The 24,142-nt window shown below is 45.4% G+C and carries 19 protein-coding genes and 1 pseudogene; 15 read left to right on the top strand and 5 right to left on the bottom strand.

From position 1 onward, the window contains the following. Positions 1–2 precede the first annotated feature (2 nt). A complete protein-coding gene (locus tag ACIGBN_RS11795) occupies positions 3–1,712 on the top strand; it encodes a SulP family inorganic anion transporter (RefSeq protein ID WP_133003849.1) in 1,710 nt (569 codons plus the stop codon). A 109-nt stretch (positions 1,713–1,821) separates the two neighbouring features. Here ACIGBN_RS11795 and ACIGBN_RS11790 read toward each other — a convergent pair whose 3' ends face one another. Further along, positions 1,822–2,745, bottom strand: coding sequence for a LysR family transcriptional regulator (locus ACIGBN_RS11790; protein ID WP_396665616.1), 924 nt, complete (start codon positions 2,743–2,745; stop codon positions 1,822–1,824). Between the two features lie 114 nt (positions 2,746–2,859). On the opposite strand from ACIGBN_RS11790, the gene ACIGBN_RS11785 reads away from it, so the two are divergent. The 9 genes from ACIGBN_RS11785 (at position 2,860) to ACIGBN_RS11745 (ending at position 13,627) form a co-directional block, all read left to right on the top strand. Further along, positions 2,860–4,188, top strand: coding sequence for a purine-cytosine permease family protein (locus ACIGBN_RS11785; RefSeq protein ID WP_396665614.1), 1,329 nt, complete (start codon positions 2,860–2,862; stop codon positions 4,186–4,188). Beyond that, positions 4,185–5,324: a DUF917 domain-containing protein gene (locus ACIGBN_RS11780; protein ID WP_396665612.1), complete on the top strand. Its 1,140-nt coding sequence runs from the start codon at positions 4,185–4,187 to the stop codon at positions 5,322–5,324. Before ACIGBN_RS11785 ends, ACIGBN_RS11780 begins: the two co-directional genes overlap by 4 nt. Then, on the top strand, positions 5,321–6,880 hold the full coding sequence (locus ACIGBN_RS11775; RefSeq protein WP_396665610.1) for a hydantoinase/oxoprolinase N-terminal domain-containing protein: 1,560 nt from the start codon (positions 5,321–5,323) through the stop codon (positions 6,878–6,880). Before ACIGBN_RS11780 ends, ACIGBN_RS11775 begins: the two co-directional genes overlap by 4 nt. Positions 6,881–7,184: 304 nt before the next feature. Beyond that, complete coding sequence (locus ACIGBN_RS11770; protein WP_165943005.1) at positions 7,185–8,210, top strand: LacI family DNA-binding transcriptional regulator; 1,026 nt, start codon at positions 7,185–7,187, stop codon at positions 8,208–8,210. A 53-nt stretch (positions 8,211–8,263) separates the two neighbouring features. Continuing rightward, positions 8,264–9,523, top strand: coding sequence for an ABC transporter substrate-binding protein (locus ACIGBN_RS11765; RefSeq protein ID WP_133003843.1), 1,260 nt, complete (start codon positions 8,264–8,266; stop codon positions 9,521–9,523). Between the two features lie 75 nt (positions 9,524–9,598). Further along, the gene (locus ACIGBN_RS11760; RefSeq protein WP_396665606.1) at positions 9,599–10,447 is read left to right on the top strand and encodes a carbohydrate ABC transporter permease; all 849 of its coding nucleotides are present in this window, start codon (positions 9,599–9,601) and stop codon (positions 10,445–10,447) included. Beyond that, a complete protein-coding gene (locus tag ACIGBN_RS11755) occupies positions 10,444–11,304 on the top strand; it encodes a carbohydrate ABC transporter permease (protein WP_207923408.1) in 861 nt (286 codons plus the stop codon). The genes ACIGBN_RS11760 and ACIGBN_RS11755 overlap by 4 nt, the downstream gene beginning before the upstream one ends. A 47-nt stretch (positions 11,305–11,351) precedes the next feature. Then, positions 11,352–12,365 carry an ABC transporter ATP-binding protein gene (locus ACIGBN_RS11750; protein ID WP_396665603.1) on the top strand — a complete coding sequence of 338 codons (1,014 nt, stop codon included), beginning with the start codon at positions 11,352–11,354 and terminating at the stop codon, positions 12,363–12,365. Then, entirely contained in the window at positions 12,362–13,627 is a 1,266-nt protein-coding gene (locus ACIGBN_RS11745) for an MGH1-like glycoside hydrolase domain-containing protein (protein ID WP_396665601.1), read from the top strand. Before ACIGBN_RS11750 ends, ACIGBN_RS11745 begins: the two co-directional genes overlap by 4 nt. A gap of 104 nt (positions 13,628–13,731) precedes the next feature. Here ACIGBN_RS11745 and ACIGBN_RS11740 read toward each other — a convergent pair whose 3' ends face one another. Further along, on the bottom strand, positions 13,732–14,772 hold the full coding sequence (locus ACIGBN_RS11740) for a hypothetical protein (RefSeq protein WP_396665599.1): 1,041 nt from the start codon (positions 14,770–14,772) through the stop codon (positions 13,732–13,734). 131 nt (positions 14,773–14,903) lie between these two features. Here ACIGBN_RS11740 and ACIGBN_RS11735 point away from each other — a divergent pair, with 131 nt between their 5' ends. Continuing rightward, positions 14,904–15,377 carry an Lrp/AsnC family transcriptional regulator gene (locus ACIGBN_RS11735; protein ID WP_133003839.1) on the top strand — a complete coding sequence of 158 codons (474 nt, stop codon included), beginning with the start codon at positions 14,904–14,906 and terminating at the stop codon, positions 15,375–15,377. Between the two features lie 302 nt (positions 15,378–15,679). Next, complete coding sequence (locus ACIGBN_RS11730; protein WP_396665596.1) at positions 15,680–17,245, top strand: diguanylate cyclase; 1,566 nt, start codon at positions 15,680–15,682, stop codon at positions 17,243–17,245. 195 nt (positions 17,246–17,440) lie between these two features. Here the strand turns inward: ACIGBN_RS11730 and ACIGBN_RS11725 are convergent. Continuing rightward, positions 17,441–17,608: pseudogene (locus tag ACIGBN_RS11725) on the bottom strand (aldehyde dehydrogenase family protein); the annotation flags it as partial. Between the two features lie 45 nt (positions 17,609–17,653). After that, complete coding sequence (locus tag ACIGBN_RS11720; RefSeq protein WP_396665594.1) at positions 17,654–18,565, bottom strand: LysR family transcriptional regulator; 912 nt, start codon at positions 18,563–18,565, stop codon at positions 17,654–17,656. A gap of 117 nt (positions 18,566–18,682) precedes the next feature. Between ACIGBN_RS11720 and ACIGBN_RS11715 the strand changes: the two genes are divergently transcribed. The 3 genes from ACIGBN_RS11715 to ACIGBN_RS11705 all read left to right on the top strand — a co-directional run bounded on the left by ACIGBN_RS11715 (position 18,683) and on the right by ACIGBN_RS11705 (position 22,890). After that, the gene (locus ACIGBN_RS11715) at positions 18,683–19,744 is read left to right on the top strand and encodes a 4-oxalomesaconate tautomerase (RefSeq protein WP_133003827.1); all 1,062 of its coding nucleotides are present in this window, start codon (positions 18,683–18,685) and stop codon (positions 19,742–19,744) included. 63 nt (positions 19,745–19,807) lie between these two features. Next, a complete protein-coding gene (locus ACIGBN_RS11710; protein ID WP_133003826.1) occupies positions 19,808–20,890 on the top strand; it encodes a tripartite tricarboxylate transporter substrate binding protein in 1,083 nt (360 codons plus the stop codon). A gap of 32 nt (positions 20,891–20,922) precedes the next feature. Beyond that, positions 20,923–22,890 (top strand): tripartite tricarboxylate transporter permease, encoded by a 1,968-nt coding sequence (locus tag ACIGBN_RS11705; protein ID WP_396665592.1) that lies wholly within the window; start codon positions 20,923–20,925, stop codon positions 22,888–22,890. A 109-nt stretch (positions 22,891–22,999) separates the two neighbouring features. On the opposite strand, the gene ACIGBN_RS11700 is transcribed toward ACIGBN_RS11705, so the two are convergent. Further along, positions 23,000–24,127, bottom strand: a complete 1,128-nt coding sequence (locus tag ACIGBN_RS11700) for an MFS transporter (RefSeq protein WP_396665590.1) — start codon at positions 24,125–24,127, stop codon at positions 23,000–23,002. Positions 24,128–24,142: the final 15 nt, after the last annotated feature.

The following is a 24,142-nucleotide window of genomic DNA, read 5'->3' as shown; positions in this document are numbered from 1 at the left end:
GCATGATAGTTGAACGCGTTTTCCCCGCCGTTTCTTGGTTGAAAAGCTACAATCGAGTGCAGTTTGGCCAAGATGCTACGGCGGCCTTTATTGTGACCATGTTGTTGATTCCTCAGTCTTTGGCTTATGCCATGTTGGCTGGCGTGCCGCCGGAAGTTGGTTTGTATTCGAGTATTTTGCCCTTGGTGCTTTACGCGCTCTTTGGCACTAGTACGTCGTTATCCGTAGGGCCGGTGGCGGTGGCGTCTTTGATGACAGCCACCTCATTGGCTGCGATAGCAGAGCAGGGGACGGCAAGTTATTTGACTGGCGCCATTACCTTGGCTTTGTTATCAGGCGTCATCTTGCTGGCGATGGGGGTGATGAAACTAGGCATGATCACCAATTTGCTTTCCCATTCGGTGATCTCTGGCTTTATTTCAGCCTCAGGGATCATCATTGCCTTGAGCCAGCTCAAGCATATCTTTGGTGTTCAGGCTCATGGCGACAATGTGGTGACACAATTGCTGAGCATGGCAGGCAATATTGGCCAGTTTAATGCCATGACGTGTGCGGTGGGCGTCTCGGTTGTGGCATTTTTGTTGCTGGCGAGGCGTTATGCAAAGCGCAGTTTGATGCTGATTAAAGTGCCAGAAAGCAACGCGGCATCTTTAGCAAAAACCGCGCCCATCCTAGGCGTGTTGGCCAGTTTGGCATTGGTTTATGTGTTCGACTTACAGGCTTATGGCGTGGCCATTACAGGAGACATTCCAGCGGGCTTACCGCACTTCGGGTTGTCGCTGCCGTCTATAGAGTTGGTGAAAAGTTTGGCGTTACCAGCGTTGATGATTTCTGTTATTGGCTATGTGGAATCCATTTCTGTGGGCAAAACCTTAGGCGCAAAGCGACGAGAAAAGGTACAACCGAACCAAGAGCTGATTGGTTTAGGCGCGGCCAATATTGCCTCCGGTTTGTCGGGCGGTTTTCCTGTGACAGGGGGCTTCTCTCGTTCGGTGGTGAATTTTGATGCGGGCGCCGTGACTCAGTTGGCAGGAGTGATGACGGCCATTGGCATCATGATCGCCTCTTTGGTGCTGACTCCTGTGTTGTTCTTTTTGCCTAAGGCGACGCTTGCCGCCACTATTATTGTGGCGGTGATGACTTTAATCGATTTTTCTATATTGAAAAAGACGTGGTTTTTTTCACGCAGTGATTTTTATGCGGTGTTGGCCACTGTCGTGATTACCCTTTTATTTGGTGTGGAAGTGGGCGTGGCTTCTGGCGTTGGTTTATCTGTCTTGTTGCATTTATCGCGGACTTCTCGGCCGCATGTGGCGGAAGTGGGCTTGATTGAAGGCTCTGAACATTTTCGCAACGTAAAACGCTATGACGTCAAAACCGCCGCTAATTTACTTTGTTTACGGCCTGATGAGAGCTTGTTTTTTGTCAATGCCGCGTTTCTTGAAGACTCGATTTTAGAGTCGATTAACCAGCGTCCTGCCATCACTCATGTGGTGATCCAGTGCAGTGCGGTCAATGATATTGATTTTAGTGCATTAGAAATGCTGGAATCGCTAAACACAGAGCTGCAGGCGGCTAATATTTCATTGTCTTTGTCTGAAGTAAAAGGACCGGTAATGGACAGTCTAGAATTTAGTGGTTTTTTACAGCATCTAAGTGGCAAGGTGTTTCTATCGCAATATCAAGCCTTTAAGACATTGGCAAATGGGTAAGACGCTGATGAAATAAAGGGCGCTTACGGAATAGTCGTGATCCTAGGATAACCAAGTTGAATGACGTATTTGGCTTGGTTATTTTTGGACGGCACAGGCGCCGTATTTATCACTGTAACGGCGAAAGTGCCAGTAAGCACTGGTAAAAAGCCTGCGCCGCTGGTGTGAGTGTGTCCTGATGACTTTTGAGCACCAATGAAAATTCACTGCTAAATTGCCATTGGCTTGGGTTCAGAGCAACTAAGTCTTTTTGATGGCGGTTATTGTCGATCAAGTGGGTAGGTAAAAAGCTAAGATGCGTCCCCGCCATGGTTAATATTACGCCCGATTCCACATTCCAACCGTCGATTAATTTCATGTCGTCATATTGATCCACCTGCAATATTTCTTTCATTATTTTGGCCGAATAGCCGCCGATGTTTATACGTTGCCCTGCCAGTGAATAGTGATTACGGATGATTTTGGCCGCCACGTCCTTTCTGGCGAATAGCTGGCTTTGCTCATAAAACAAAGGTTCGACATGGGCAAAATGGCTAGTGTTGTAATCGCTTAGTACAACTATCATCATATCCAATTGATTTTTAGATAGTTTTTCGTTTAAAAAAGTATAATCACCAACTTCTAATGAGATGTCGACGCTGTCGCTGAGTTGGTAAAAATTCTCGATTGCTTGCGGAATGATGTTGTCTTCAAGGGTGATGGTATTGTCCAATACACCCACTCGAACATGGCCGGTTAGGGTGGATCGAACACCTTTCAGTTTGAAAGAGAAGTCGCTCAATACTGAACTAAGCTCATTCGCATAACGGTACACCGTGTGTCCTTCACTGGTTAACTCAAAACCACTTCGTCCACGCTGACACAGTTTTATTCCTAGGCTCTTTTCTAGTTCTATTAATTGATTGCTTAAAACCGGTTGGCTAAGCCCTGTGCTATGGGTGGCATTACTGATGCCATTTTGTTCGACAATTTCGCAGAATAGCTCGAGTCGACGTAAATCTCGTTTGTCCAGTTTGCCAGCATTATTGATCATCTCGAATTTACATCTCTTTTTTCAAATGTTTGCATTCAATAATATTCATTTATTCAAATGTGACAAGCTGTTAGTTTTTATTTGCTTTATTTATGAACAATTCAGGGGCGTAAGATGAAAAATACACACAAGAAACAGAAAATTGACGATTTTGAATTAGAGCCCGTTCCTCTGAATGCCAAGAGGTCATGGTATGTCATTAGTTTGATCTGGCTGGCCATTGGCATTGATGTGTCAGGGCTGTTTCTTGGTGCGCTATTGAGTCAGGGGCTGAGTGTCTACAACGCACTTCTGGCGACCTTTATTGGCTCTTCGATTCTGGCGCTCCTTGCCATGCTGTGTGCCAACATTGGTTTTCAATCGTCGGTGTCGACCTCGTTAATGAGCAGTACTGTGTTTGGGCGTTATGGTGGTAAGGCGCTGGGGGCCATTAATGGTATTTCTTTGGTTGGCTGGTTTGCGTTTCAGACGGATTTTTTTGCACACATATTAGTTGCTTCTCTGGATAAATACGGCATTGTCATTTCGAACTTAAGTGCGTTGATCTTTGGCGCCTTGCTCATGATGATCACCGCGATTTATGGCGTTCGTGCATTGGGTAAACTGAGTGCATATTCAGTGCCTTTAATGGTGACCCTGATTACCGTCGGCCTTTATATGGCGTCGAGTCACAGCAGCGTTGTTGAAGAACCTATCCGTTCTCCGCTTTCTATGGGGCAGGCGATTTCTTATGTTATGTCCATTTGGATTCTTGCCGCGGTTGCCGCCCCTGATATTTCTCGTTATGCCAAAACCCGTAAAGACGCCATCTTAGGCGCAGGCTTTGGCTTCTTGTTTGGTAACAGTGCCACCTTGGTGGTGGCAATCCTGCTTTTGCGCATGACAGGTTCAACCAGCTTGGTGGATGTGTTCTTTGGCTTGGGTCTGGGTGTTGCCGCTATTTTTATTATTGTGTTTGCGCAATGGACCACCAACAGCAGCAATCTGGTGTCTGGCTCCCTCGGGTTATCCGTGGTCTTTCCGAATGTTCCACGTCCGATTCTTGTGGTGGTAATGACGGCCATTGGCGTGGTGATAGCGCAATTGGGCATGATTGAGTATTTCACTTCATTTTTAACCTTGTTAGGCGTCGTGATTGCACCTTCGGCGGGAGTGTATCTCGCGCAATATTACTTTTTAGACCGTAGCGTGATGAGCTTTGAACGCACGCAAACTGCGCCTAATTGGTTACTAAAAGGGCTTATCTCATGGTTTTTTGGGTGTGTGGTTAGCGCCTGCACCGCCACTGAGTTTTTAGGTCTTTTCTCTATTACTAGCATTTCTGCTGTTGATGGCATCTTGGCCTCTCTTGTCGCTTACATAGTGTTAATGACATTTTCTAATTTAAGAAAACCCGCAGAACTAAGACAACCAACTGAATTAAGAAAGGAAAACCGTCCATGATTATTAATGATCAAATGATTGATGACATCGCGATTGGCGCTACCGTATTGGGTACCGGTGGTGGCGGGGATCCTTACAGTGGTTCATTAATGGCCAAAGTGGCGATTGCTAATGCGGCCCAGCCGGTTGAATTGATTTCGTTAGACAGTGTTGAAGACGATTGGGTTGTAGTGCCTTCGTCTATGATTGGCGCGCCAACGGTAGCGATTGAGAAATTAAACTCACAAAATCAAATGTTAGTGGCCTTCGAGGCGATGGAAAAAGAAATGGGAGGCAGCATAGCGGCGACCTTTCCTATTGAAATTGGGGGTGGCAATTCATTGATCCCTATTTTAGTGGCGGCCAGCAAAGGCATTCCTGTGATTGACTGTGATGCCATGGGGCGGGCTTTCCCTGAGTCACAAATGGTCACTTTTTACTTGGATGATTTGCCTTCTGCGCCAAACACATTGGCCGATGAGAAAGGCAATGTGGTGACACTACAGCCTATCGATGGACTTTGGGCTGAGCATTTTGCTCGTGCCATTACTGAAAAAATGGGCGGCTCTGCGGCCATATGCGATTACCCCATGTTGGGCGTTAATTTAAAGCAAAGTGCGTTGGGTGGCACTTTAACCAAATCGATCAAGATTGGTAAAGCAATTCGAGAAGCCAATGAAACCGGCCAAAATGCAACGCAAGCTGTGCTTGATATTGTGGGCGGTCATCGGGTTATTAGTGGAAAAATCACCGATATTGAGCGTAATACTGGCGGTGGTTTTGTGACTGGGAATGTGGTCATTGAACCGCTAAAAAGTCCATCAACTCAGGAAGACGGCAGTGTTTGTGTGCACTTTCAAAACGAATTGCTATTGGCGCACAAAGGCAGATCTGCTGCGGATATTAACGATGAAAACTTATTGGCCAGCACGCCAGATTTGATCTCCATATTGGATTATGAAACAGGCCATCCGATTACCACAGATCAACTTCGTTATGGTCAACGAGTCGATTTGATTGCTTACCCTTGTGATGAAAAGTGGCGCACGCCAAAAGGCATTGAAGTGGTCGGTCCTGGTTACTTTGGTTACCACGTCAGCTATACACCTATTGATGTTCTTGCACAAAAAAATCGCCTTGAAGGAGCACAAAAATGACCACTAATTACCGACTAGGCATAGACGTTGGCGGCACCAATACGGATGGCGTTCTGCTGGATAATTCGCTTAATTGTGTGGCGAAAGTAAAAGTCTCTACCACGCTTGATATCTCCACTGGCATTGATAATGCCGTAGCGGCCTTGCTAACAGGTGCTGGTATAACGGGCGCGCAAATTAAGCACGCGATGCTGGGAACCACACAGTGTACGAATGCCATTGTTGAAAAACGCGGTCTGGACAGGGTGGGCATGATTCGCTTGGCCTTGCCCAGCGGTAGCGCGATTCCACCCCTTAGCGGCTGGAGCCAATCTTGGAAGGATTTATTGGGTGAACATTTTTACGAAGCCCATGGCGGTTATGAGTACGATGGCCAGAAGATTGCTGAAATAAACGAAGCCGAAATTCGAGATATTTGCGCCAAAATGAGAGGACATGTCGACGCTATCGCGGTGTGCGGCGTTTTCTCGCCAGTCAATGGTGAGCAGGAGTTGACCGTGGCCAACTGGGTGTCAGAAGAAATGCCGGATATGGACATTTCTCTTTCCCATAAAGTAGGCAGTTTGGGGATCTTAGAGCGCGAAAACGCGACCATCTTAAATGCGGCATTGCAAGGCACGGCAAAACGCTTTGTAAATGGTTTTTGCCAAGCGCTTGATAAGCATGGAATCCAGGTTACGCCGTATTTTGGTCAGAATGATGGCACCTTGATGTCCAAAGAATTTGCGCTTAAATACCCAATATTAACCGTAGCCTGTGGGCCGACGAATTCGATTCGCGGTGCCAGCCATTTAACCAAGCTGACAGACGCTATTGTGGTGGATGTGGGCGGTACTACGTCTGATATTGGTGTGTTAATGCACGGCTATCCAAGAGAGTCGAGCCTTTCTGTGTCGTTGGGGGAGGTGAGAACGAATTTTCGCATGCCTGACATACTCGCCATTGCCATCGGTGGGGGTACCCGAGTGAATTTTGAAGAGGGTGAACCGGTACTTGGACCAGAAAGTGTGGGCCACCAAATTACCGAAAAGGCTCTGAGTTTTGGCGGTGAAGTACTGACTTTGACAGACGTGGCGCTGGCGCTTGATGTCATGACTTGGTCAGGTGCGCAGCAGCAAGCCTCGATTGCTCTGGACCCGCAAAAAGCACGCAAAATTTACGCAAAAATGCTGGTAACGGTGGAAGACGCCATTGATAAAATGAAAACCTCAGCGGAAAAGGTGCCGGTTATCTTGGTGGGTGGTGGCAGCGCTTTGCTCCCTGATCATTTTGAGGGGGCGAGCCGAGTGGTGCGGCCTGAGCATTTTGAAGTCGCAAATGCGATTGGCGTGGCGCTCGGTGAAATTTCAGGGCAGCTCGACCGAATTGTTTCTATCGAGCCTACGAAGCGCGCCACTGAGATTGCACGATTGGAAGAAGAAGCCAAGGCGATTGCGATAGAGGCCGGCTCATGCCCACAAAGCGTCTCTATCATAGAGAGAAGTGAGATTCCGTTGAGTTATCTCAAAGGCAATATGGTGCACATTAAAATCAAAGCAGCGGGCAAAATGTTGTAGCTTCGCCCTCGTACTATTGTGCTTCTATTGAGTTGTGTTTTTGCATCGCACTATGGGTCATAACTGGCACATAGTGCGATCTTGTTTCTGCTGTCTGTGCAGGCCGCTTCTGAATGATCCCCCCTGTTTATCCTCTTGTTCTGTTGCTTAAAACCCAGAGGATATCGCACTTTTTTGGCCTTCTATAGTCAATAAAAAGAAAAAACAATTGAAGACCCGAAACGTTTTGGTTTATATTTATCCAAATCGTTTCGGGTCATCATTGATAGGCCTTCACATGCGCATAATAAAAACGAATAAATTGATGAAAAAAAAACCGACACTGAAATCCATAGCAGAATATTTGAATATATCGGTGACCACAGTATCCCGAGCTTTGTCTGGCTATGACGATGTAAGTCCTAATACTCGCCGTCAAGTTGAAGAAGCGGTGGCTACCCTTGGCTATGTTCCCAACCTAGCGGCTCGTCGACTCGTGACGGGGAAAAGTGATGCTATTGGCATCTTGTTGCCCGTTTCCTACGGCGACATGAGAGATCACTTCTTAAGTCACTTCCTACTGCATTTCGGTCGTTCCCTGCATACTCACAATCCCAACTTAGACTTAATCGTTTCTTATGCCCCAGAAGGTGAAGAAGAGCTGTCAACCTATCAGCGATTTATTGATAGCCAACGAGTGGACGCTTTTGTTGTGATGCGTACCAGAAAAGACGATGCACGGGTGAACTTGTTGTTGGAGAACAAGGTGCCGTTTGTGACTCACGGACGGACCTTAAGCTCTGAAAAGCATAATTGGATAGATACAGATGCCATTTCAGGGTTTGAGTTTGCGACTCAGAGCTTGATTGATAAAGGCCATAAAAAGATTGTTTTAATGAACCTTCCAGAACGGATGTACACCTCTGATCTGCGTCTGGAAGGTTATATGAACGCCATGAACAAAGCAGGTTTAACGCCTGATGTGTTCGTGACGGAGGTGTCCGATAACATTCCGCACCGCCTCTCCTTGGAATTACTGAAAAGCCAGAACGCACCAACTGGCTTTATCTGTGCTTCCGATGTTATTGCCCATGAAGTCGTGAAAGCCGCCAAAGAGCTAGGCATCGACCCATGTGCAGACATCAATGTAATTGGTTGCGATGACCTGCCGGTATCCACTTTGGGTGATCCAACTATTTCAACGCTAAAGTCGTCTTTTGAAGATCATAGCAATGCCATTATTTCTATCTTACAAGCTGAGATGAATGGCCATCTCACCGTGCCCAGAAATAAGCTAATTAACTATGAGCTGATAGAGCGTCAAACGAGTGAAAATAAAAATATTAGCTAAGTTTTTGATAAAGAAACTAGACTTAATATAAGAATAAAAAAGAGGAAAAATGTATGTTAAAAAAAATAATATTACCAATATTATTAGGGTCCTCTATCGCTTCGGCGAGTGAGGTTGTCTTTTATTCAACTCAAGCGAACCCGCTCAAAGAAGCGGACGCAATGCGAAATGACGTGTTAATCGACTATGATGGAAATGTTAAATTTCTTCCACAAGAAGCTGGCCCGTTTTTTTCTCGGATACAAGCAGAGTCTCGTACCAACTCAGTGACACTGGGTGTATTAGGGGCATTGCATGGTCAGTTCCCTCAGATTCAGGACGCGTTAGACCCTGTTGATGATGTACTGGCTCAACTGCCTAAGGTCAGCGCCAACACGGCCATTACCAAGCTGGGTAAGCTGGGTACAGACCATCAAAAATACATCCCTTGGATGCAAGCTACCTACATTATGGCGGCGAACAAAAAGGCACTGCCTTATTTGCCTAAAGGCGCCAACATCAATGCTTTAACCTATGACCAACTGGCGCAATGGGCCATCAACCTTACCAAAGCGACAGGCAGTCCGAAGCTTGGTTTCCCAGCTGGTGAGAAAGGCCTAATGCACCGCTTTATTCAAGGTTACCTTTACCCTTCGTTCACCCACTCCGTGGTCACTGATTTTCGTGGTAAAGACGCGCAAGAAATGTGGGCTTATTTTCGTAGCCTTTGGAAGAATGTTAACCCTCGTTCCACCGCGTATAACTTGATGCAAGAGCCTTTGTTAACTGGCGAAGTATGGGTTGCTTTTGATCATACGGCTCGTCTTAAAGGGGCATTTGATCAAAAACCAAATGACTTTGTTGCGTTTCCCGCACCTGCAGGAAAATACGGTCGAGGTTTTATGCCGGTTATTGCAGGCCTAGCCATTCCTAAGAACACGCCAGACCGAGCGGCGTCTGTCAGCTTAATCAAATACTTGTCTCGCCCTGATATTCAAGTAAAAACCTTGAAAGCCACAGGCTTTTATCCGGTTGTAGATGTGGCTCTGCCAGAGGATCTTCCTGCCAATGTTCGTATCGCGGGCAAAGCCATTGCGCTTCAAGCTAATGCGCCAGATGCATTGCCGTCGATTTTACCGGTAGGACTTGGGAACTTGAGTGGGCAATTCAATAAAGTTTACCAAGACACCTTCCAGCAAATCATTCTGCGTAATGCGGACATCGACAAAGTACTTAATCGTCAGGCAAAAAGGCTGAGAACGCTGATTAATCGAGCCAAAGCACCTTGCTGGGCGCCCGATAAAGCGAGTGATGGCCCTTGTCCAATTAACTGATTTCTCGCTTTCTGGTCTGCCTCTAGGCTGTTGCAGACCAGCTATGAAATTATTTAAAAGAAATCAGGATTTGTTATGAATAAAAAATATTACCCTTATGTTTTAATTGCGCCAAGCGTATTGTTTTTATTGATTTTTTTCGTATATCCATTCATTGAAGTGTTCGTTCAGGCCTTCACTTCGTCAGAGGGTCATGTTGGTTTAAGCAACTTTGAAAATATCTTTACTGACTATAATTTTCTTCCCTCTTTGAAAAACACCTTGCTGCTTGCCTTGGTGGTTGTCCCTGTGCAGTTGTGCATGGCGGTCGGTATGTCATTGATGATTTCGAAAATGAAGAAAGGTCGTGACACTGTTTTGTATATTTTGACCATTCCTTTGGGTGTGTCGGATCTTGCTGCCGGTATTATCTGGTTGGCGATTTTGGATCAAAACGGTTTCTTAAACAGTTTCTTGTTCTCGATTGGTGTCATTGATCAGCCAGAAAGTTGGTTGAACTATCAAAACCCTATCATTATTTTCACCGCTGTTGTGGTGGCCGAAATCTGGCGTGCGACGGCGATTCTTTTGGTTATTTTGGTGTCCGGTATCGGTCTTATTCCGAAAGAATACTACGAAGCCGCTGAAATTTTTGGCGCGAATTCGTGGGTTCGTTTGTGGAAGGTGACATTGCCTTTGTTACGTCCAAGTTTGCAAACAGCACTGATCCTACGAACCTTATTGGCGTTCGAAGTGTTTGCTGTTGTCATGCTGTTAGGGGGCTCCAATATGCCTGTATTAATGGGAGAAACCTTTAATTGGGCCTTTAATTACCAAGATGCCGGCGCAGCGTCTGCCTATGCCGTGGTTATCCTAGCCCTTTCTATTGTCTTTACGCTGTTTTATCTAAGAGTGTTGCGTGTTCCTAAAGGGGCTAGAATATGAGCGATTTAAGTTACGATGAAATCTTGGAAAAAGAAGTCCGAGAGGTAAACAGAAAGAAGAAAATGTGGCGCTGGTTATTTTTGAGCAGTGTGGCGTTTCTTGTGTCTTGGATTCTGTTCCCCATCTATTTATTAGTGGTCAACTCCTTGAGTTCAGCGGACGTCATTAATGGCTTTCCTAAGAACTTCTGGCCTGCATTTGACATGGAAAGCCTGCACTTTTTCGTGAATTACTACGGTGTGCTAGGGGCGTTGAAAAACTCTTTAATCGCGGCCTTGTTCACCATGGTGATTGCGATTGGTCTAGGGACGCCAGCAGGCTACGCGTTAGCGCGCTTTGATTTTCGAGGCAAAGAAACCTTCAGAATGTTGATCTTGTTAACGCGAGCGTTTCCAATGCCGTTGTTGGCGCTGCCATTGGCGGTGATTTTCATCAATGTTGGTCTGGACGATTCTTTGTTTGGCTTGTCTTTGGTGCACACGGCCTTGGCTTTGCCTTTCTCTGTGTTGATTACCTCCAGCTTGTTTCTTGGTATTCCTGTTGAGTTAGAAGAAGCGGCCTGGGTACTTGGTTGTAATCGCTGGCAGGCGTTCATGAAAGTTGTGATGCCATTAGCCTTGCCAGGTCTTACTGCGTCTGCTGTGTTTGCCTTTGTTATTTCGTGGAACGAAGTGTTTGCTGCCGCGGTGCTCACCGTAAACAACCAAACATTGACGGCCTTTTTGGTGCAAAGCCTTTCTACTTCTCCGGTAGAAGTGAAGTTTGCTGGTGGCTTGATTTTGATATTGCCAGCCATCCTATTTTTATTCGTTGTTAGAAAATATCTATTCAGTATGTGGGGGATTGCGAACCGTTAAGTCCGAGGTTTTTTCTTCACATTGATATTTATTTTTAGGAACTTGTTATGACCACTATTACCGTAGAAAACATTAAAAAATCCTTTGGTGATGCAGACATACTTAAATCTGTGTCACTCGATATTAAAGACCAAGAATTTACTGTTCTATTGGGGCCTTCAGGGTGTGGTAAGTCCACTTTGTTGCGCATCATTGCTGGGTTAGAAACACAAGACAGCGGTACGATTAAAATTGGTGATCGTGTTGTGTCACATTTACCGCCAAGAGAGCGCAATGTGGCCATGGTGTTTCAAAACTACGCTGTTTTCCCACATATGACGGTGTTTGAAAACATTGCTTTTGGCTTGCGCATGAAAAAAGCCCCAGAGAAAAAGATCAAAGAGAATGTAGAGCGTACCGCAGCCTTGATGCACATTGATCATTTGTTAAAGCGTTACTCTGGTCAGCTCTCTGGTGGTCAACGCCAACGTGTGGCTGTAGCCCGTGCGCTGGCTGTTGAACCAGATGTTCTCTTGATGGATGAACCCTTGTCCAACTTGGATGCCTTGTTGCGTTTGCAAATGCGTGCTGAGCTAAAATCGGTATTAGAAGCGTCTAAAACCACCACTGTGTATGTGACCCATGACCAAGTGGAAGCGATGAGTTTGGCCGACCGTATTGCGGTGATGAACTCAGGGCGTATTGATCAATACGATTTCCCTGATGAAATCTACAACAAGCCAGCCACAGAATACGTGGGTAGCTTCATTGGTAATCCACCTATGAACTTTATTTCTCCTGACTTCCAAGTAGGCACAGTGCCTAACGGTGCTTTCCAGCTTGGTATTCGTCCAGAAGACTTCCATATCTCAAAAGAGCAAAGAGATAACTACTGGCCTATTACCGTGTTAACCCGTGAGAAATTAGGCTCTCATCAGCAGCTGTCAGCTGAATTGAACGGCCAATTATTCCGCGTGAATATCCCAAATGAAATTGAAATAGAAAGCGGCAATACATTGTATTTAATGCCAAAAGAAGACAAAAAACGTTGGTACACTGAAGGTGGGAAAATTATTTTATGAGTAAGCTAGAGAACTTAGTCGCGCAAGCAAAAGGGATTTTACGCACCAATGATCTGGGTGGTTATACTGTTCCTACCAAAGGATTGTATCCATTCCAGTGGAATTGGGACGCAGGCGTCACTGCGTTAGGCTGGTTGTATGTTGATGAAGCTCGAGCATGGACTGAGTTTGATAAACTGTTTGAAGGCCAGTGGGACAACGGCATGGTGCCTCATATCGTATTCCATCAAGAGTCTGACGATTATTTCCCAGGCCCTGATCAATGGAAAGTAGAGGGTAATCCACCGACTACTTCTATTTCTCAGCCGCCATTATTGGCGACCATGGTGCGAATTATCTATGAGCAAAGTAAGGACAAAGACCTTGCGCAGGCGAAATTAGACGCCTTGATGCCAAAACTGATTCGTTACCACGAATGGTGGTACCGAGAGCGTGATCCAGAAACAACCGGTTTGGTTTCCAGCTATCACCCTTGGGAATCTGGGATGGACAACAGCCCAGCATGGGATGATGTGTTGCAGCGTGTGCCACAGGTAACGCGTCCTTATCAGCGTCGTGATTTGAACCACGTAGATAGCAAACAGCGCCCATTGAAAGAGCAGTATGATCGTTATATTTATTTGGTGGATTTCTTTCGTGAAAACGATTTCGATTACCAGAAAATCTATCAAAACTGTCCTTTCCACACGCAAGACATCAGCTTAAATGCCGTGTTACAGCGTGCGACAATAGATTTGATTCACCTAAATACGCTGGCATCGACCCAGGTGGACATGTCTTCACTGGAAGCGTCTGTGAAAAAAGCAGAAGCGATTTTCCCAAGCTTATGGGACGCAGAGCGTCACTTGTTCTTGAACAGAGATCACGCGCTTGCTAAAGCGATTCCGGTAAGCACATCGGGTGGCTTTATGCCGCTATACAGCTACTCAGCCAGCGCTGAACAAGCGGCTTTGATGGCAGAAGAAATCCAGAAATGGTTGGTGTTAGGACCAAGTGGTTTGGCGTCTACCTCGCCTCTAGAAAGCACATTTGATGCGAAGCGTTACTGGAGAGGGCCATCTTGGTTGCATATTAACTGGATGATTGCCGACGGTTTGAAGCATTACGGTTATGATGATGTGGCTGAACAATTACGCCAAGCGTCACGAGCGATCATTGATCAATCCGGCTACTTTGAATACTTTGATCCGATTACGGGTGAAGGTTGTGGCGGTAAGGACTTCTCTTGGACAGCGGCCATTGCTTTGCATTGGTTACTATAAACAGCCAGACCACGCTTAATGTTTCTAGTTATTAAGCGCTAGGTGGCGGTGTAGTCTCACTTTATAAAGCCAGATGAACTCGGTTCATCTGGCTTTTCTTTTGGCTATACCAGCTCTTTGTTGGAGAGTGGTGGCGTCGATGGGGGCTGGTAAAGCCAAGCGTACTTTCTGCTAGACAGTAATGGAAGGAGACGGGCGAGCGCCACGATAATAACGATGGCAAAAACCAATCTTACCCATAATATTGAAAACAAATCCGCGCCTAATAACAGCATTAAAAGTGTGTCTTCGATAAGGCTATGGCATAAGCCTAGAAAAGCTATGGTTAAAAACACGTCCTGGTTATCAATGTGTCCTGTTTTGGCTTCTCGGATCAAAATACTGCCGCCAAAAGATAGGCCGAGGGTTAAACCAACCACAATAATATTAGACGCTTTTGCCCCAATGCCTAATAAGCGGAGCAAAGGGGACAATAAAAAGTGAATGGCTTTTTCGATGCCAAGGTAATTCAACACTCGGATGGTTAAGGTAAGTGCGGCGATGATAACAAACGCCGCCACGAACGTTTGCCCTTGTAATAAAAGCCAGCTGCTCCAGCTAGCGTCGCTGTTTTCGGGTATCCAAGCGGTGTTAATAGGCGTTTGTAACAGGGCAAATGCATCATAATAGTGGTGCAAGAGAAAGCCCAATAACATGGCACCGCCAATGCGCAATACAAGAGTAAACCTGAGTCTGGCGCCGACGGCTTTGGCAATCGCGGCCTCAATAGGCAGTCCGTGGGAAATGAGCATCATAGAGCACAAAACACTGACCTGTGCGACGCTCAGTTGGTCCATTCCTCCTAATTGGTAAAAAATGGCCATCGCCGTGTATAGATTACTGAAGATGGCCGTCACCCACACCAACCCCATTTCTCCGGGCAATCCTACCCAAATCATAATGGGGCTAATGGCGTTTCCTAAGGCGTTAATCCAACCTAGTAACTCAATCATTCTGACCACAAGTAAGATAGGGATCATGATTTTCGCCAACCCCCAAAAAATCCGACACACATCCATTAGCCATCTGCCAATCCGATTGCGTTCGGCCTGTTGAGATAATGTGTGTAGACGACTCTGAATACGGTGCTGAAAGGAGCGGATCATTGTATTGCCTTATGAAAAATGATGAGCAAAAGTCAGGCAATAGAATATCAAATTGAGAATTAATTAATGCTTCTTATTGGGTATTTTGGAAACTATAATTTCTTATATTCATACTAAGAGAAATGTAATTAATGAAGCTGCATCCTATCGACATTCGTATTTTAACTGAGCTGCAGCAAGATGCGGATCAAACCAATCTCTCTTTGGCGGAAAAAGTCGGCTTGTCAGCGCCAGCCTGTTTAAAACGAGTGCATAAACTCAAAGCCGAAGGAATTATTGAGCGAGTGGTGGCCGTGGTGTCCGCTCAAGCGCTAGGGCGTCGGTTAAATATGGTGGTAGAAGTCGAAATGACCAGTGATGATTTGATGCTGGCCAACCAGTTTATCGCTGCGATCAATCAATCCCCAGAAGTCAAACAATGCTACAAGGTGACAGGCAGCGTTGATTTTGTCTTAATCGTCAATGTGAGCGATATTTTTGAGTATGAAGCCTTTTGTCAGCGCGTTATATACGCACAACAAGGCATGAAAAAATTCACCACATTAATTAGTCTGCGCTGTACCAAATTTGATTTGTCCCAAGGGGGCTTGTCGTCTTTATCATAAAGTCGAAGCACAAGGGGATGAGCAAGAATGATGCATGACATCGCGATATAAAGCGTTTGCCATAAAAATAGTCATCAACGTGCTTTTTCGGCTTGAAAATCGGTTAGTATTACAATATTACGACAGAGGTTGTGTCTGCCTTTGCGGTCTTTATCACCCGTATTATTTACGTGAAAAAGTCAAAAACGAATGTGAAATTGCATAATATATCGGCTTACTCGGCGTTTTAACGCCTTATATTGCCCAATATGAATGACATTTTTCGCCATGAATACGTGTATCAAATAACAGGAAAAGTGACTTTGGGTACTTTGAAATACAATTTTCTAAAATTAAATAGGCTGATTTTGCTGTTGGCGCTAACGGCCACCATATTGACTTTTGTTAACAGTTTTTACTCTAACTATGAAGTGCAAAAAGAACAGCTTATTACTCAGCGCATTAGCGTGAATCAAGCTTATGCGCATAAATTAGCCGACACAACCGAAGTGTTTTTGAACTTATCGCGGCAGCAACTGGCTTATTCTGCGAACGGTTTAGGAACCAAGATGCACGATAAGACCTTTCTTGCTCGAGAGGCGAACCGCCTTAAATATCAAACAGACAGTTTTAATTCCGTTGTCATTAGTAATGACACAGGCATGACGCAAGCGGCGTCGCCTGAAACACTAGGTTTGGTGGGTAAGCAGCTTAAATCAGCAGGCAGTCGAGAAGCGTTAGAAGAAAAGAGATCGCTGATTAGTAAGCCATATATCTCAACGATTAATAATTTATTGGTTTTTATTTCCACGCCGATTTTTAGCCCAGAGCATGACTACCTTGGTTTTGTAGGGGGCACTATTTATCTTAAAAAACCCAATATTCTCCGTGAAATTCTAGGCGAACATTTTTATAGAAATGGTTCCTATATTTATGTGGTAGACAATGCGAAGAAGATCTTATACCACCCGGATCAAGACAGAATCGGTACGATTGTAAAGAACAACACAGGCCTAGATGAAATCATTGCTAAAAAAGAAGGGGGCGTGTCCCTGCGCAACAGCAGAGGGATTGATATGCTGGCTGGCTACGCAACGATTCCGAGTACCGGTTGGACCATAATAACGCAAAGTCCATTGGAATCTTCTTTGTTGCCTTTGACTGGCATTATGGAGCAGGTGATTTTAAAGACCTTACCAATGACGCTGGCGGTGTTTGTGTTTATCTGGCTATTTGCCCGCGCCATTTCTCACCCATTACGACAATTAGCGGACAAGGCCAAGACCCTTGATAACCCAGAAGTAAGTGATGAAATTGAACGCATTAATTCATGGTATGTGGAAAGTTCAAGCCTTAAAAAAGCCATTCTGAGTGGTGTGAAATTACTGCAAGTTCAAATCGGCCAACTGCGGCTGGACGCAGACACAGACCCTTTGACGGGGGCGAAGAACCGTCGGGCACTGCAATTTAAGCTTGAAGAGCTGGTCGCACAAGACAAAACGTTTTCTCTCTTGTCTGTGGATGTGGATTACTTCAAAAAAGTGAATGATACGTTCGGCCATAACGTCGGCGATGAAGTGCTTAAACAGCAAATTCAAATCATGAATCGCTTCTCTCGTAGTGAAGATATGGTCGCGAGGACAGGGGGGGAAGAGTTTGTATTATTGCTTAAAGAAACCTCTGTAGAAGACGCCTACTTGGTGGCGGAACGACTTAGGGAAGCGGTGGAAAAAGAAGAGTTTGAGACAGTAGGGCACATTACTGTCTCTATTGGCGTAGCAAGCTGGAGCAACCATTCGGTTCCCTTGAAAAAAGTGCTTATCTGCGTGGATGAAGCGCTTTATGAGGCCAAGAAACAAGGTCGTAATAGAACAATTGTTGCCGAATAAAATGGGGCTTGGGAAGGCCAGATAGAGTGGGGTAGACACTCCCCCCAACGGATGAAAAAGTCGCCTACTTGCTCGTTATTAAGCAACAAAAAAGGCCTATTCTCAATCTTGATTGGGAATAGGCCTTTTGTCTATTTAGGATGAGAAACTATTTTAGGGTGAGAAAGTGACGGCGAACGCCGTGTCATTACTCACTTATAGTGGATAATGTTGCTCTGGGTTCTCAATAGTAATCCAGCGCACATCGGTAAATTCTGAAATGCCTGCTTGGCCACCAAAGCGTCCGTAACCAGATTCACCGACACCACCAAATGGAATTTGTGGCTCGTCAGAAACAGTAGCGCCATTGATGTGGTAAATACCGTTTTCAACCCACGGCTGTTTTGTATTTGCGGTGTATAAAGAGCGTTAAGTCACTTGAGGGATGGTCGCTGGCCAGCGTTCTAGCAGAATGTTAATAAACAAATCCGCCGCTGGTGACAAGGACGTAGAGCTGCGTTTGACGAGACCAATAGAGCGGTCGATTTGTTGGTCTTTCAGTGGTCGGTAGGTGAGTGCCGAGGTACTGCTAAGTGGCATTGCCAGTTTTGGAACAATGGATATGCCTAAGCCCATTTCTACCAGCCCCAGTGAGGTAGACAGGTGCTGCACTTCATAAAAACTATTCAATTGCACTTGGTCTTTGGCCAGAGATTTATCCAGCAAAATTCGGTTACCACTGGCCCTTCCTACACTGATCAGTTTATAAGGTTCCATGTCAGTCCAAGACACTTCTGTTAATTCGCAAAGCGGGTGATCTTTTCTCAAACAGACCACAAAAGGGTCATCCAGTAATTGCGTAAAGGTGACTTCAGGGTGCTGAGCAATGGCCATGTTAATGCCAAAATCCGCGTCGCCTCGAATCACAGATTCCAAACCATGGTTCGCGCTTTCATCGAGGATCTGGATGCGAATTCCTGGGTATCTTTCATTAAAAACAGTGATAACGCTTGGTAAGAAGTAAAACGCTGCGGTTGGAATACAGGCAATGGTGACCTTACCTTTTTGCTGAGAAGCCATGTCTTTAATGCCTAAAACAGACAATTCAAACTCTTCAACCATACGCCTTGCTTTGGGCAAGAACTCCCTTCCGACTGAGGTTAGCCAGGTTTTTCTCGTGGTTCTTTCAAAGAGTTGAGCCCCTAGTATCCCTTCTAATTTTTGCATTCTGCGGCTGAGAGCCGGTTGGGATAAAAAGGTCAATTCGGCGGCATCGTGAAAGTTTCCAGTTTCTGCGATACGAATAAAAATAACCAAGTCTTTAAATTCTATTTGATGCATAAGGCTCTCTATTAATTCGTTATACACATCAACTATGCATTATTTTTGCATTTGATGCACTAATCAATCTTGTGACATTGTAATAGAAGGTACTCAATAACAATAAGGTTTATTCACATGTCGCAAACCCTATCCTGCATGATTATGCGTGGTGGCACTTCTCGAGGTCCCTATTTGCAAATCGCTGATCTGCCTCAAGACAGAGAAGCCTGCGCAGAAGTTTTATTAAAAGTTATGGGATCTGGGCATGAGCTACAATTAGATGGCATTGGTGGTGGCAATAGCTTAACCAGTAAGGTTGCTATGGTTGGTCCTTCTACTCATCCGGATGCCGATGTTGACTATCTGTTTGCCCAAGTGGGTATTCTCGAAAAGAAAGTCGACTTCTCTCCAAATTGCGGAAACATGCTTTCAGGCGTCGCGCCTTATGCCATTGAAACGGGCTTGTTTCCAGCGGCTCAAGGCAAAACAACAGTACGCATCCATAATTTGAATACCGGCAAGATTATCCATGCCACCGTGTTAACCCCAAATGGTCAGGTTCAGTATGACGGGGACACCATCATTAGTGGTACAAACTCACCAGGTGCACCTATCGAGTTAACCTTCCTTAACGTAGAAGGCTCGAAAACAGGTAAGTTGTTACCAACAGGTAAGTTGATCAATGTTATTGATTCTATTGAAGTAACTTGTCTTGATGCGGCAACACCAGTGGTTTTAATCAATGCACAAGATCTTAATAAAACCGGCAGTGAGTCACCGGCTGAATTAGACAGTGACATTGAATTTATGGCGCGCTTAGAAAATATTCGTTTGCAAGCGGGTGAGTTAATGGGCATGGGAGATGTATCAAATTCTGTCATTCCGAAGCCGATTTTAGTGTCACCAGCGTTGCATGGCGGCACGATCACCGCACGCTATTTTGTGCCGCATAAATGCCATAAAGCATTGGCAGTAACCGGCAGTATCGCCATTGTGACCGCGTGTTGCACACCGGGTACTGTGGCATCAAAACTGATCGATGCTCAGGAAGCGAGCTCGGTTTTTGTATTGGAACACCCATCTGGCACGATTGAATTGAGCGCCAGACGCAAAGAAAACGACCCATCTGCCTTGGACAGTGTGTCGCTAATCCGTACTGCGAAGAAAATATTATTAGGCAATATCTATCTTAGCTAATCGCTTTTGGTGCGTTCTTATCGAGCGCATTAATAAACTATAAAAACAAGAAAGGAAGATAACATGAAAAAAATACTCAACTTAGTCTGTGCGTCTGCATTGTCTATCAGCTGTGTACTTGCGTTGCCTGCGCAAGCAAAAGAAGCCGATGTGCCATCGACAATTAACTGGACGGTACCCTTTGGGGTTGGTGGCGGTACTGATGTGTGGGCGCGATTTATTGCTCCTTACCTAACAAAGTACATTCCAAGCAATCCGACTGTGGTTATCCGTAACCAACCAGGTGGCGGCTCCATTACCGGCGCAAACTTGTTTTACAAGCGTGCCAAAGACGATGGCAGCACCATGCTAGCGACGTCGGCATCGACCTTGTTCCCATATATGTTGGGTGACAAACGAGTGCGTTATAACTTCGATAAATGGGTGCCATTAATGGCAAGCCCAACGGGTGGTGTGGTTTACGTACAGCCAGGTTTGGGTGTGAAATCAGCCGCGGATATCGATAAATTAGATGGCATGACGCTACCGTTTGGTTCACAAGGACCAACACGTCTTGAATTGCCTGTCTTGATCGCCTTCGAAATGCTGGGTTTGGACGTGAAACCTGTGTTCGGTATGAAAAGCCGTGGTGCGGGTCGTTTGGCGTTTGAACGTGGCGAAGCGAAAATTGACTTCCAAACAACGTCTGCTTACTTAAACTCAGTGGTTGATCTAGTAAACAATGACAAAGCGATTCCATTGTTTTCTCTAGGTGTTATGAATAAAGAGGGTAAAGTAGTACGTGATCCTGCGTTCCCTGATCTACCAACCTTCCAAGAAGTGTATGCTCAGAAATTTGGCAAACAACCTTCTGGTATAGAATATTCGGCTTACTCTAAATTCTTTGCAGCGGGCTTCGCTTTCCAAAAAATGATCTTTATCCCATCTGACACACCAACAAATGTGATCAATGAATACCGTAATGCTGTTCAAACTATGTTGAAAGACCCTAAATTCATTGAAGATGCCGCGGTTCAAGTGGGACCTTACCAAAGCATTGTAGGCATTGATGCAGCACAGCACATTCAAGAGGCTCTTACAGTATCTCCTGAACTTTATACTTGGATTTCAGGCTGGTTGAAAAAGAAATTTGATTACACCCTGTAAGTAGTTTGTTGTTTTATATTTAGGAGTTATTCATGGCTGTGCTTCTTAGTGCTCTAGACCAAATATTATCGTTAACGCACCTAGTCTATTTGGTGGGTGGCGTATTGGTCGGTCTTGTTGTTGGTATTATTCCTGGACTTGGCGGCATTGCCGGCATGTCCTTGCTACTACCGTTTTTATATGGAATGGAGCCTTCAGTTGGTCTTGGTATGCTGATGGGGTTGGTTGCTGTGATTCCCACAGGTGATACTTTCACCTCTGTGTTAATGGGGATACCAGGATCCAGTTCTTCGCAAGCCACAGTCATGGATGGTTTTCCATTGGCGAAAAAAGGCCAGGCAGCACGCGCGCTGTCTGCGGCTTTTTTATGCTCAATGATTGGCGGTGTGGTTGGTGCGATTGTACTGAGTGTCTTCATTTTGGTGGCACGGCCTGTGGTACTCGCATTCTCATCTGCTGAATTGTTTATGCTGACTTTATTAGGCCTGAGTGTGGTTGCGGCCTTATCCGGCGGGAATTTATTTAAAGGCTTAGCCGCTTGTGGTTTTGGCCTATTAATTGGTTCTGTTGGCTCGGCGCCTGCCACTGGTGAGTTCCGTTTTACCCTAGGCATTGATTACTTGTATGACGGTATTCCATTGGTTGTCGTGGGTTTGGGTATCTTTGCGCTACCAGAAATCATCAGCTTATTGGTGCAAAACAAAGCCATTGCTTCTACGCCAAATAAATTAGGTCATGGTTTAAAACAGGGTTTCAAAGACGTGTTTGCCAACTTGCCTTTGGTCGGTAAATCGTCTGTATTTGGTAGCTTGATCGGTGCGATTCCTGGTTTAGGTGGTTCGGTTGTTGACTGGATGACATACAGTTTCGCGATGAATGGCAGTAAAGACACGTCCCAGTTTGGTAAAGGGGACATTCGTGGTGTTATTGCGCCTGAGTCTGCGAATAACGCTTGTGCTTCAGGTAGTATGATTCCAACCTTGTTGTTTGGTATTCCAGGCTCGGGTTCGGCTGCGGTTTTTCTAGGTGGTATGTTATTGCTGGGTCTTCAGCCTGGTGTTTCCATGATCACCACGAACTTAGACCTGACTTACACTATTATTTGGTCTTTGGCGTTGGCGAACATTTTAGGGGCGATCTTTTGTATTGCTTTTACGCGACCTATTTCACTATTAACCTATGTGAAATTTTCAATACTTGCGCCGATTATCTTAACCTTGATCTTGTTTGCTGCGTATCAAGCAACGCGCAGTCTAGGTGATTTCATGGTGCTGGGTGTCATTGCAACAATTGGTGTGATGATGAAAGGGGCCAACTGGCCACGTCCTGCTTTCTTGATTGGTTTTGTGCTTTCTTCTGGCGCTGAAAACTACTTTTTCCAAAGCATTCAGTTTTACGGCAGCTCTTGGTTTCTACGCCCTGGTGTAATTGCACTGGCTGCCTTGATTGTATTGGGCTTTGTATTGCCTCCAATGCTGAAGAAAAGAAGAGCGGCAAAAGCCAGCACGCAACCTAAAACCGGTCTAGAGCCAGAAGAGCCTAGTGTTAAAACGGTGTCGGCGACGGATTGGGTGTTGTTAGCGGTATTGGGTGCATCCGGCTTATACGCTTTGGTTGATGTATGGAATATGTCGACCTTGACGAAAGCTTTCCCAATTATTTCTATTGCCATTGTGTTGTTCTCTGTGGCGATGCTGATTGTGAAATTTATCCGAGAAAAACATCAGCGAGTGGCGTCTAACTTAAGAACAGACCTTGTGTACATTGTTGGCTTCTTTATGATTGCTTACGGTTATTACACGCTGGGATTTGTCACCACGACCTTTGTCTTCTCGTTCTTGTTCTTGCGTTATTTGGCGAAGGCGACGTATTTAAAATCGTCTACCATTGCCGTTTGCTTGGTGATCTTCCTCGTGGTTTTAGGTCGCATCATGAACATAGAATACCCAGAAGGCTACTTTGACCCCTATTTCTTTGATGTGGTTAATCGTTTTTTCTAAGTAACACAGTAAGCGTTTTAAAAAGAAACAACAAAGCGGCAAGTTATCACTTGCCGCTTTTTTTTGGTGATAGCCTACAGAGGGTGCCAGGCTCAATGGCTGCGAGTATTTATTTTTTGAAAATAATCAGCGCACAGAAAAAATACACCCCTGCACCAAGCCCTGCCACCACGTACACAAGGCTGATGTCACCTGGGATTAACTCTACGAATGAGGTGAGGAATTGTCCTAGAAAAATAGCCATTGCCAAATAGGATAAGTTTTTACCTCTTTCTGTCGGTGCACTTTTTTCCACTGTAATATGATTAAACAAGGGAATAGAAAGACCGAACGCCATGCCAGATAAGAGGCCACCTAAAAGCAACATAGGCAAGGTGTCTGCGTGGTAAAATGCGGCATGGGATAGGCAATAGAAAGCAAAAGCTAAGCCTAACGTACCTTGGTTTTTCCAACGTAAATGAACCCGTGGTAAAAAGTGCGCCGTGACAACGGCGATCAATGAAATGAAGGCTAAAAACAAGCCTATTTTATCCGCATTATAGCCAGCATCCTGCATGCTAAGTGGTAATACGACGATGGCGGTAAAAAACAGAGTCATGGCGACACAGGCAGACAGGTAAACGAAAAGCAATGGCTCAGAGGTTACCTGTTCTTGGGCTTGGTTCGTCGATGGGGCACTGTGTGCTGCTTTCATGTTGGGTACGGATAACACCAACATGATTAAAAAGGCGATGGCAATAAGGTATACATAAAAGGGAAGATTCCACCCCATAACTGTGAGCTGTCCACCAGCAAACAAAACCAATACCCCACCAATTTCAATGGCCATACCTTGCTTGGCGATCATTTTGAGGCGCTCGTGTCCCGAGTAAAACTGGGAAATTAACGTGGTGCCTCCGGCCATAAGAAGAGTCGCTGTTCCCCCTAAGAGCATGCGATTAATAAACACTTCCGTCGGGCCAAAAAACCATTGTCCAGAAGTCCCTAATATTCCGTATAAGAGTAAGGCTACAAGGGTGCAGGAATAGGCTCCGAAACGGTCAATTAAACGGCCGGAAAATGGGGCGAATATTACGGCTCCGAGGGCGGGTAAGGTGATTAATAAGCTGGCGTTATCCGCGACCCCTAAAGCCTCAGAGATGCCTGATAAGCCTGGGGCAACCACCGCACCGACCATAATGGTTAAGCTGGCAATGCAGAGTAGCGTCAGTCGGCCGAAAAAAGACAACGTGTTCATTAAAGCTCCAAGTTG

It is taken from the genome of Marinomonas sp. NPDC078689, assembly GCF_044542435.1.
Classification (GTDB): Bacteria; Pseudomonadota; Gammaproteobacteria; order Pseudomonadales; family Marinomonadaceae; genus Marinomonas; species Marinomonas arenicola.
This window is presented reverse-complemented; position numbering and strand designations above follow the sequence as displayed.

What these genes read in the sequence shown, in the direction of transcription:
- ACIGBN_RS11795 (WP_133003849.1), top strand. Translation starts at nt 3, where the DNA reads ATGATAGTTGAACGCGTTTTCCCCGCCGTTTCTTGGTTGAAAAGCTAC.
- ACIGBN_RS11790 (WP_396665616.1), bottom strand. Translation starts at nt 2,745, where the DNA reads ATGATCAATAATGCTGGCAAACTGGACAAACGAGATTTACGTCGACTC.
- ACIGBN_RS11785 (WP_396665614.1), top strand. Translation starts at nt 2,860, where the DNA reads ATGAAAAATACACACAAGAAACAGAAAATTGACGATTTTGAATTAGAG.
- ACIGBN_RS11780 (WP_396665612.1), top strand. Translation starts at nt 4,185, where the DNA reads ATGATTATTAATGATCAAATGATTGATGACATCGCGATTGGCGCTACC.
- ACIGBN_RS11775 (WP_396665610.1), top strand. Translation starts at nt 5,321, where the DNA reads ATGACCACTAATTACCGACTAGGCATAGACGTTGGCGGCACCAATACG.
- ACIGBN_RS11770 (WP_165943005.1), top strand. Translation starts at nt 7,185, where the DNA reads ATGAAAAAAAAACCGACACTGAAATCCATAGCAGAATATTTGAATATA.
- ACIGBN_RS11765 (WP_133003843.1), top strand. Translation starts at nt 8,264, where the DNA reads ATGTTAAAAAAAATAATATTACCAATATTATTAGGGTCCTCTATCGCT.
- ACIGBN_RS11760 (WP_396665606.1), top strand. Translation starts at nt 9,599, where the DNA reads ATGAATAAAAAATATTACCCTTATGTTTTAATTGCGCCAAGCGTATTG.
- ACIGBN_RS11755 (WP_207923408.1), top strand. Translation starts at nt 10,444, where the DNA reads ATGAGCGATTTAAGTTACGATGAAATCTTGGAAAAAGAAGTCCGAGAG.
- ACIGBN_RS11750 (WP_396665603.1), top strand. Translation starts at nt 11,352, where the DNA reads ATGACCACTATTACCGTAGAAAACATTAAAAAATCCTTTGGTGATGCA.
- ACIGBN_RS11745 (WP_396665601.1), top strand. Translation starts at nt 12,362, where the DNA reads ATGAGTAAGCTAGAGAACTTAGTCGCGCAAGCAAAAGGGATTTTACGC.
- ACIGBN_RS11740 (WP_396665599.1), bottom strand. Translation starts at nt 14,772, where the DNA reads ATGATCCGCTCCTTTCAGCACCGTATTCAGAGTCGTCTACACACATTA.
- ACIGBN_RS11735 (WP_133003839.1), top strand. Translation starts at nt 14,904, where the DNA reads ATGAAGCTGCATCCTATCGACATTCGTATTTTAACTGAGCTGCAGCAA.
- ACIGBN_RS11720 (WP_396665594.1), bottom strand. Translation starts at nt 18,565, where the DNA reads ATGCATCAAATAGAATTTAAAGACTTGGTTATTTTTATTCGTATCGCA.
- ACIGBN_RS11715 (WP_133003827.1), top strand. Translation starts at nt 18,683, where the DNA reads ATGTCGCAAACCCTATCCTGCATGATTATGCGTGGTGGCACTTCTCGA.
- ACIGBN_RS11710 (WP_133003826.1), top strand. Translation starts at nt 19,808, where the DNA reads ATGAAAAAAATACTCAACTTAGTCTGTGCGTCTGCATTGTCTATCAGC.
- ACIGBN_RS11705 (WP_396665592.1), top strand. Translation starts at nt 20,923, where the DNA reads ATGGCTGTGCTTCTTAGTGCTCTAGACCAAATATTATCGTTAACGCAC.
- ACIGBN_RS11700 (WP_396665590.1), bottom strand. Translation starts at nt 24,127, where the DNA reads ATGAACACGTTGTCTTTTTTCGGCCGACTGACGCTACTCTGCATTGCC.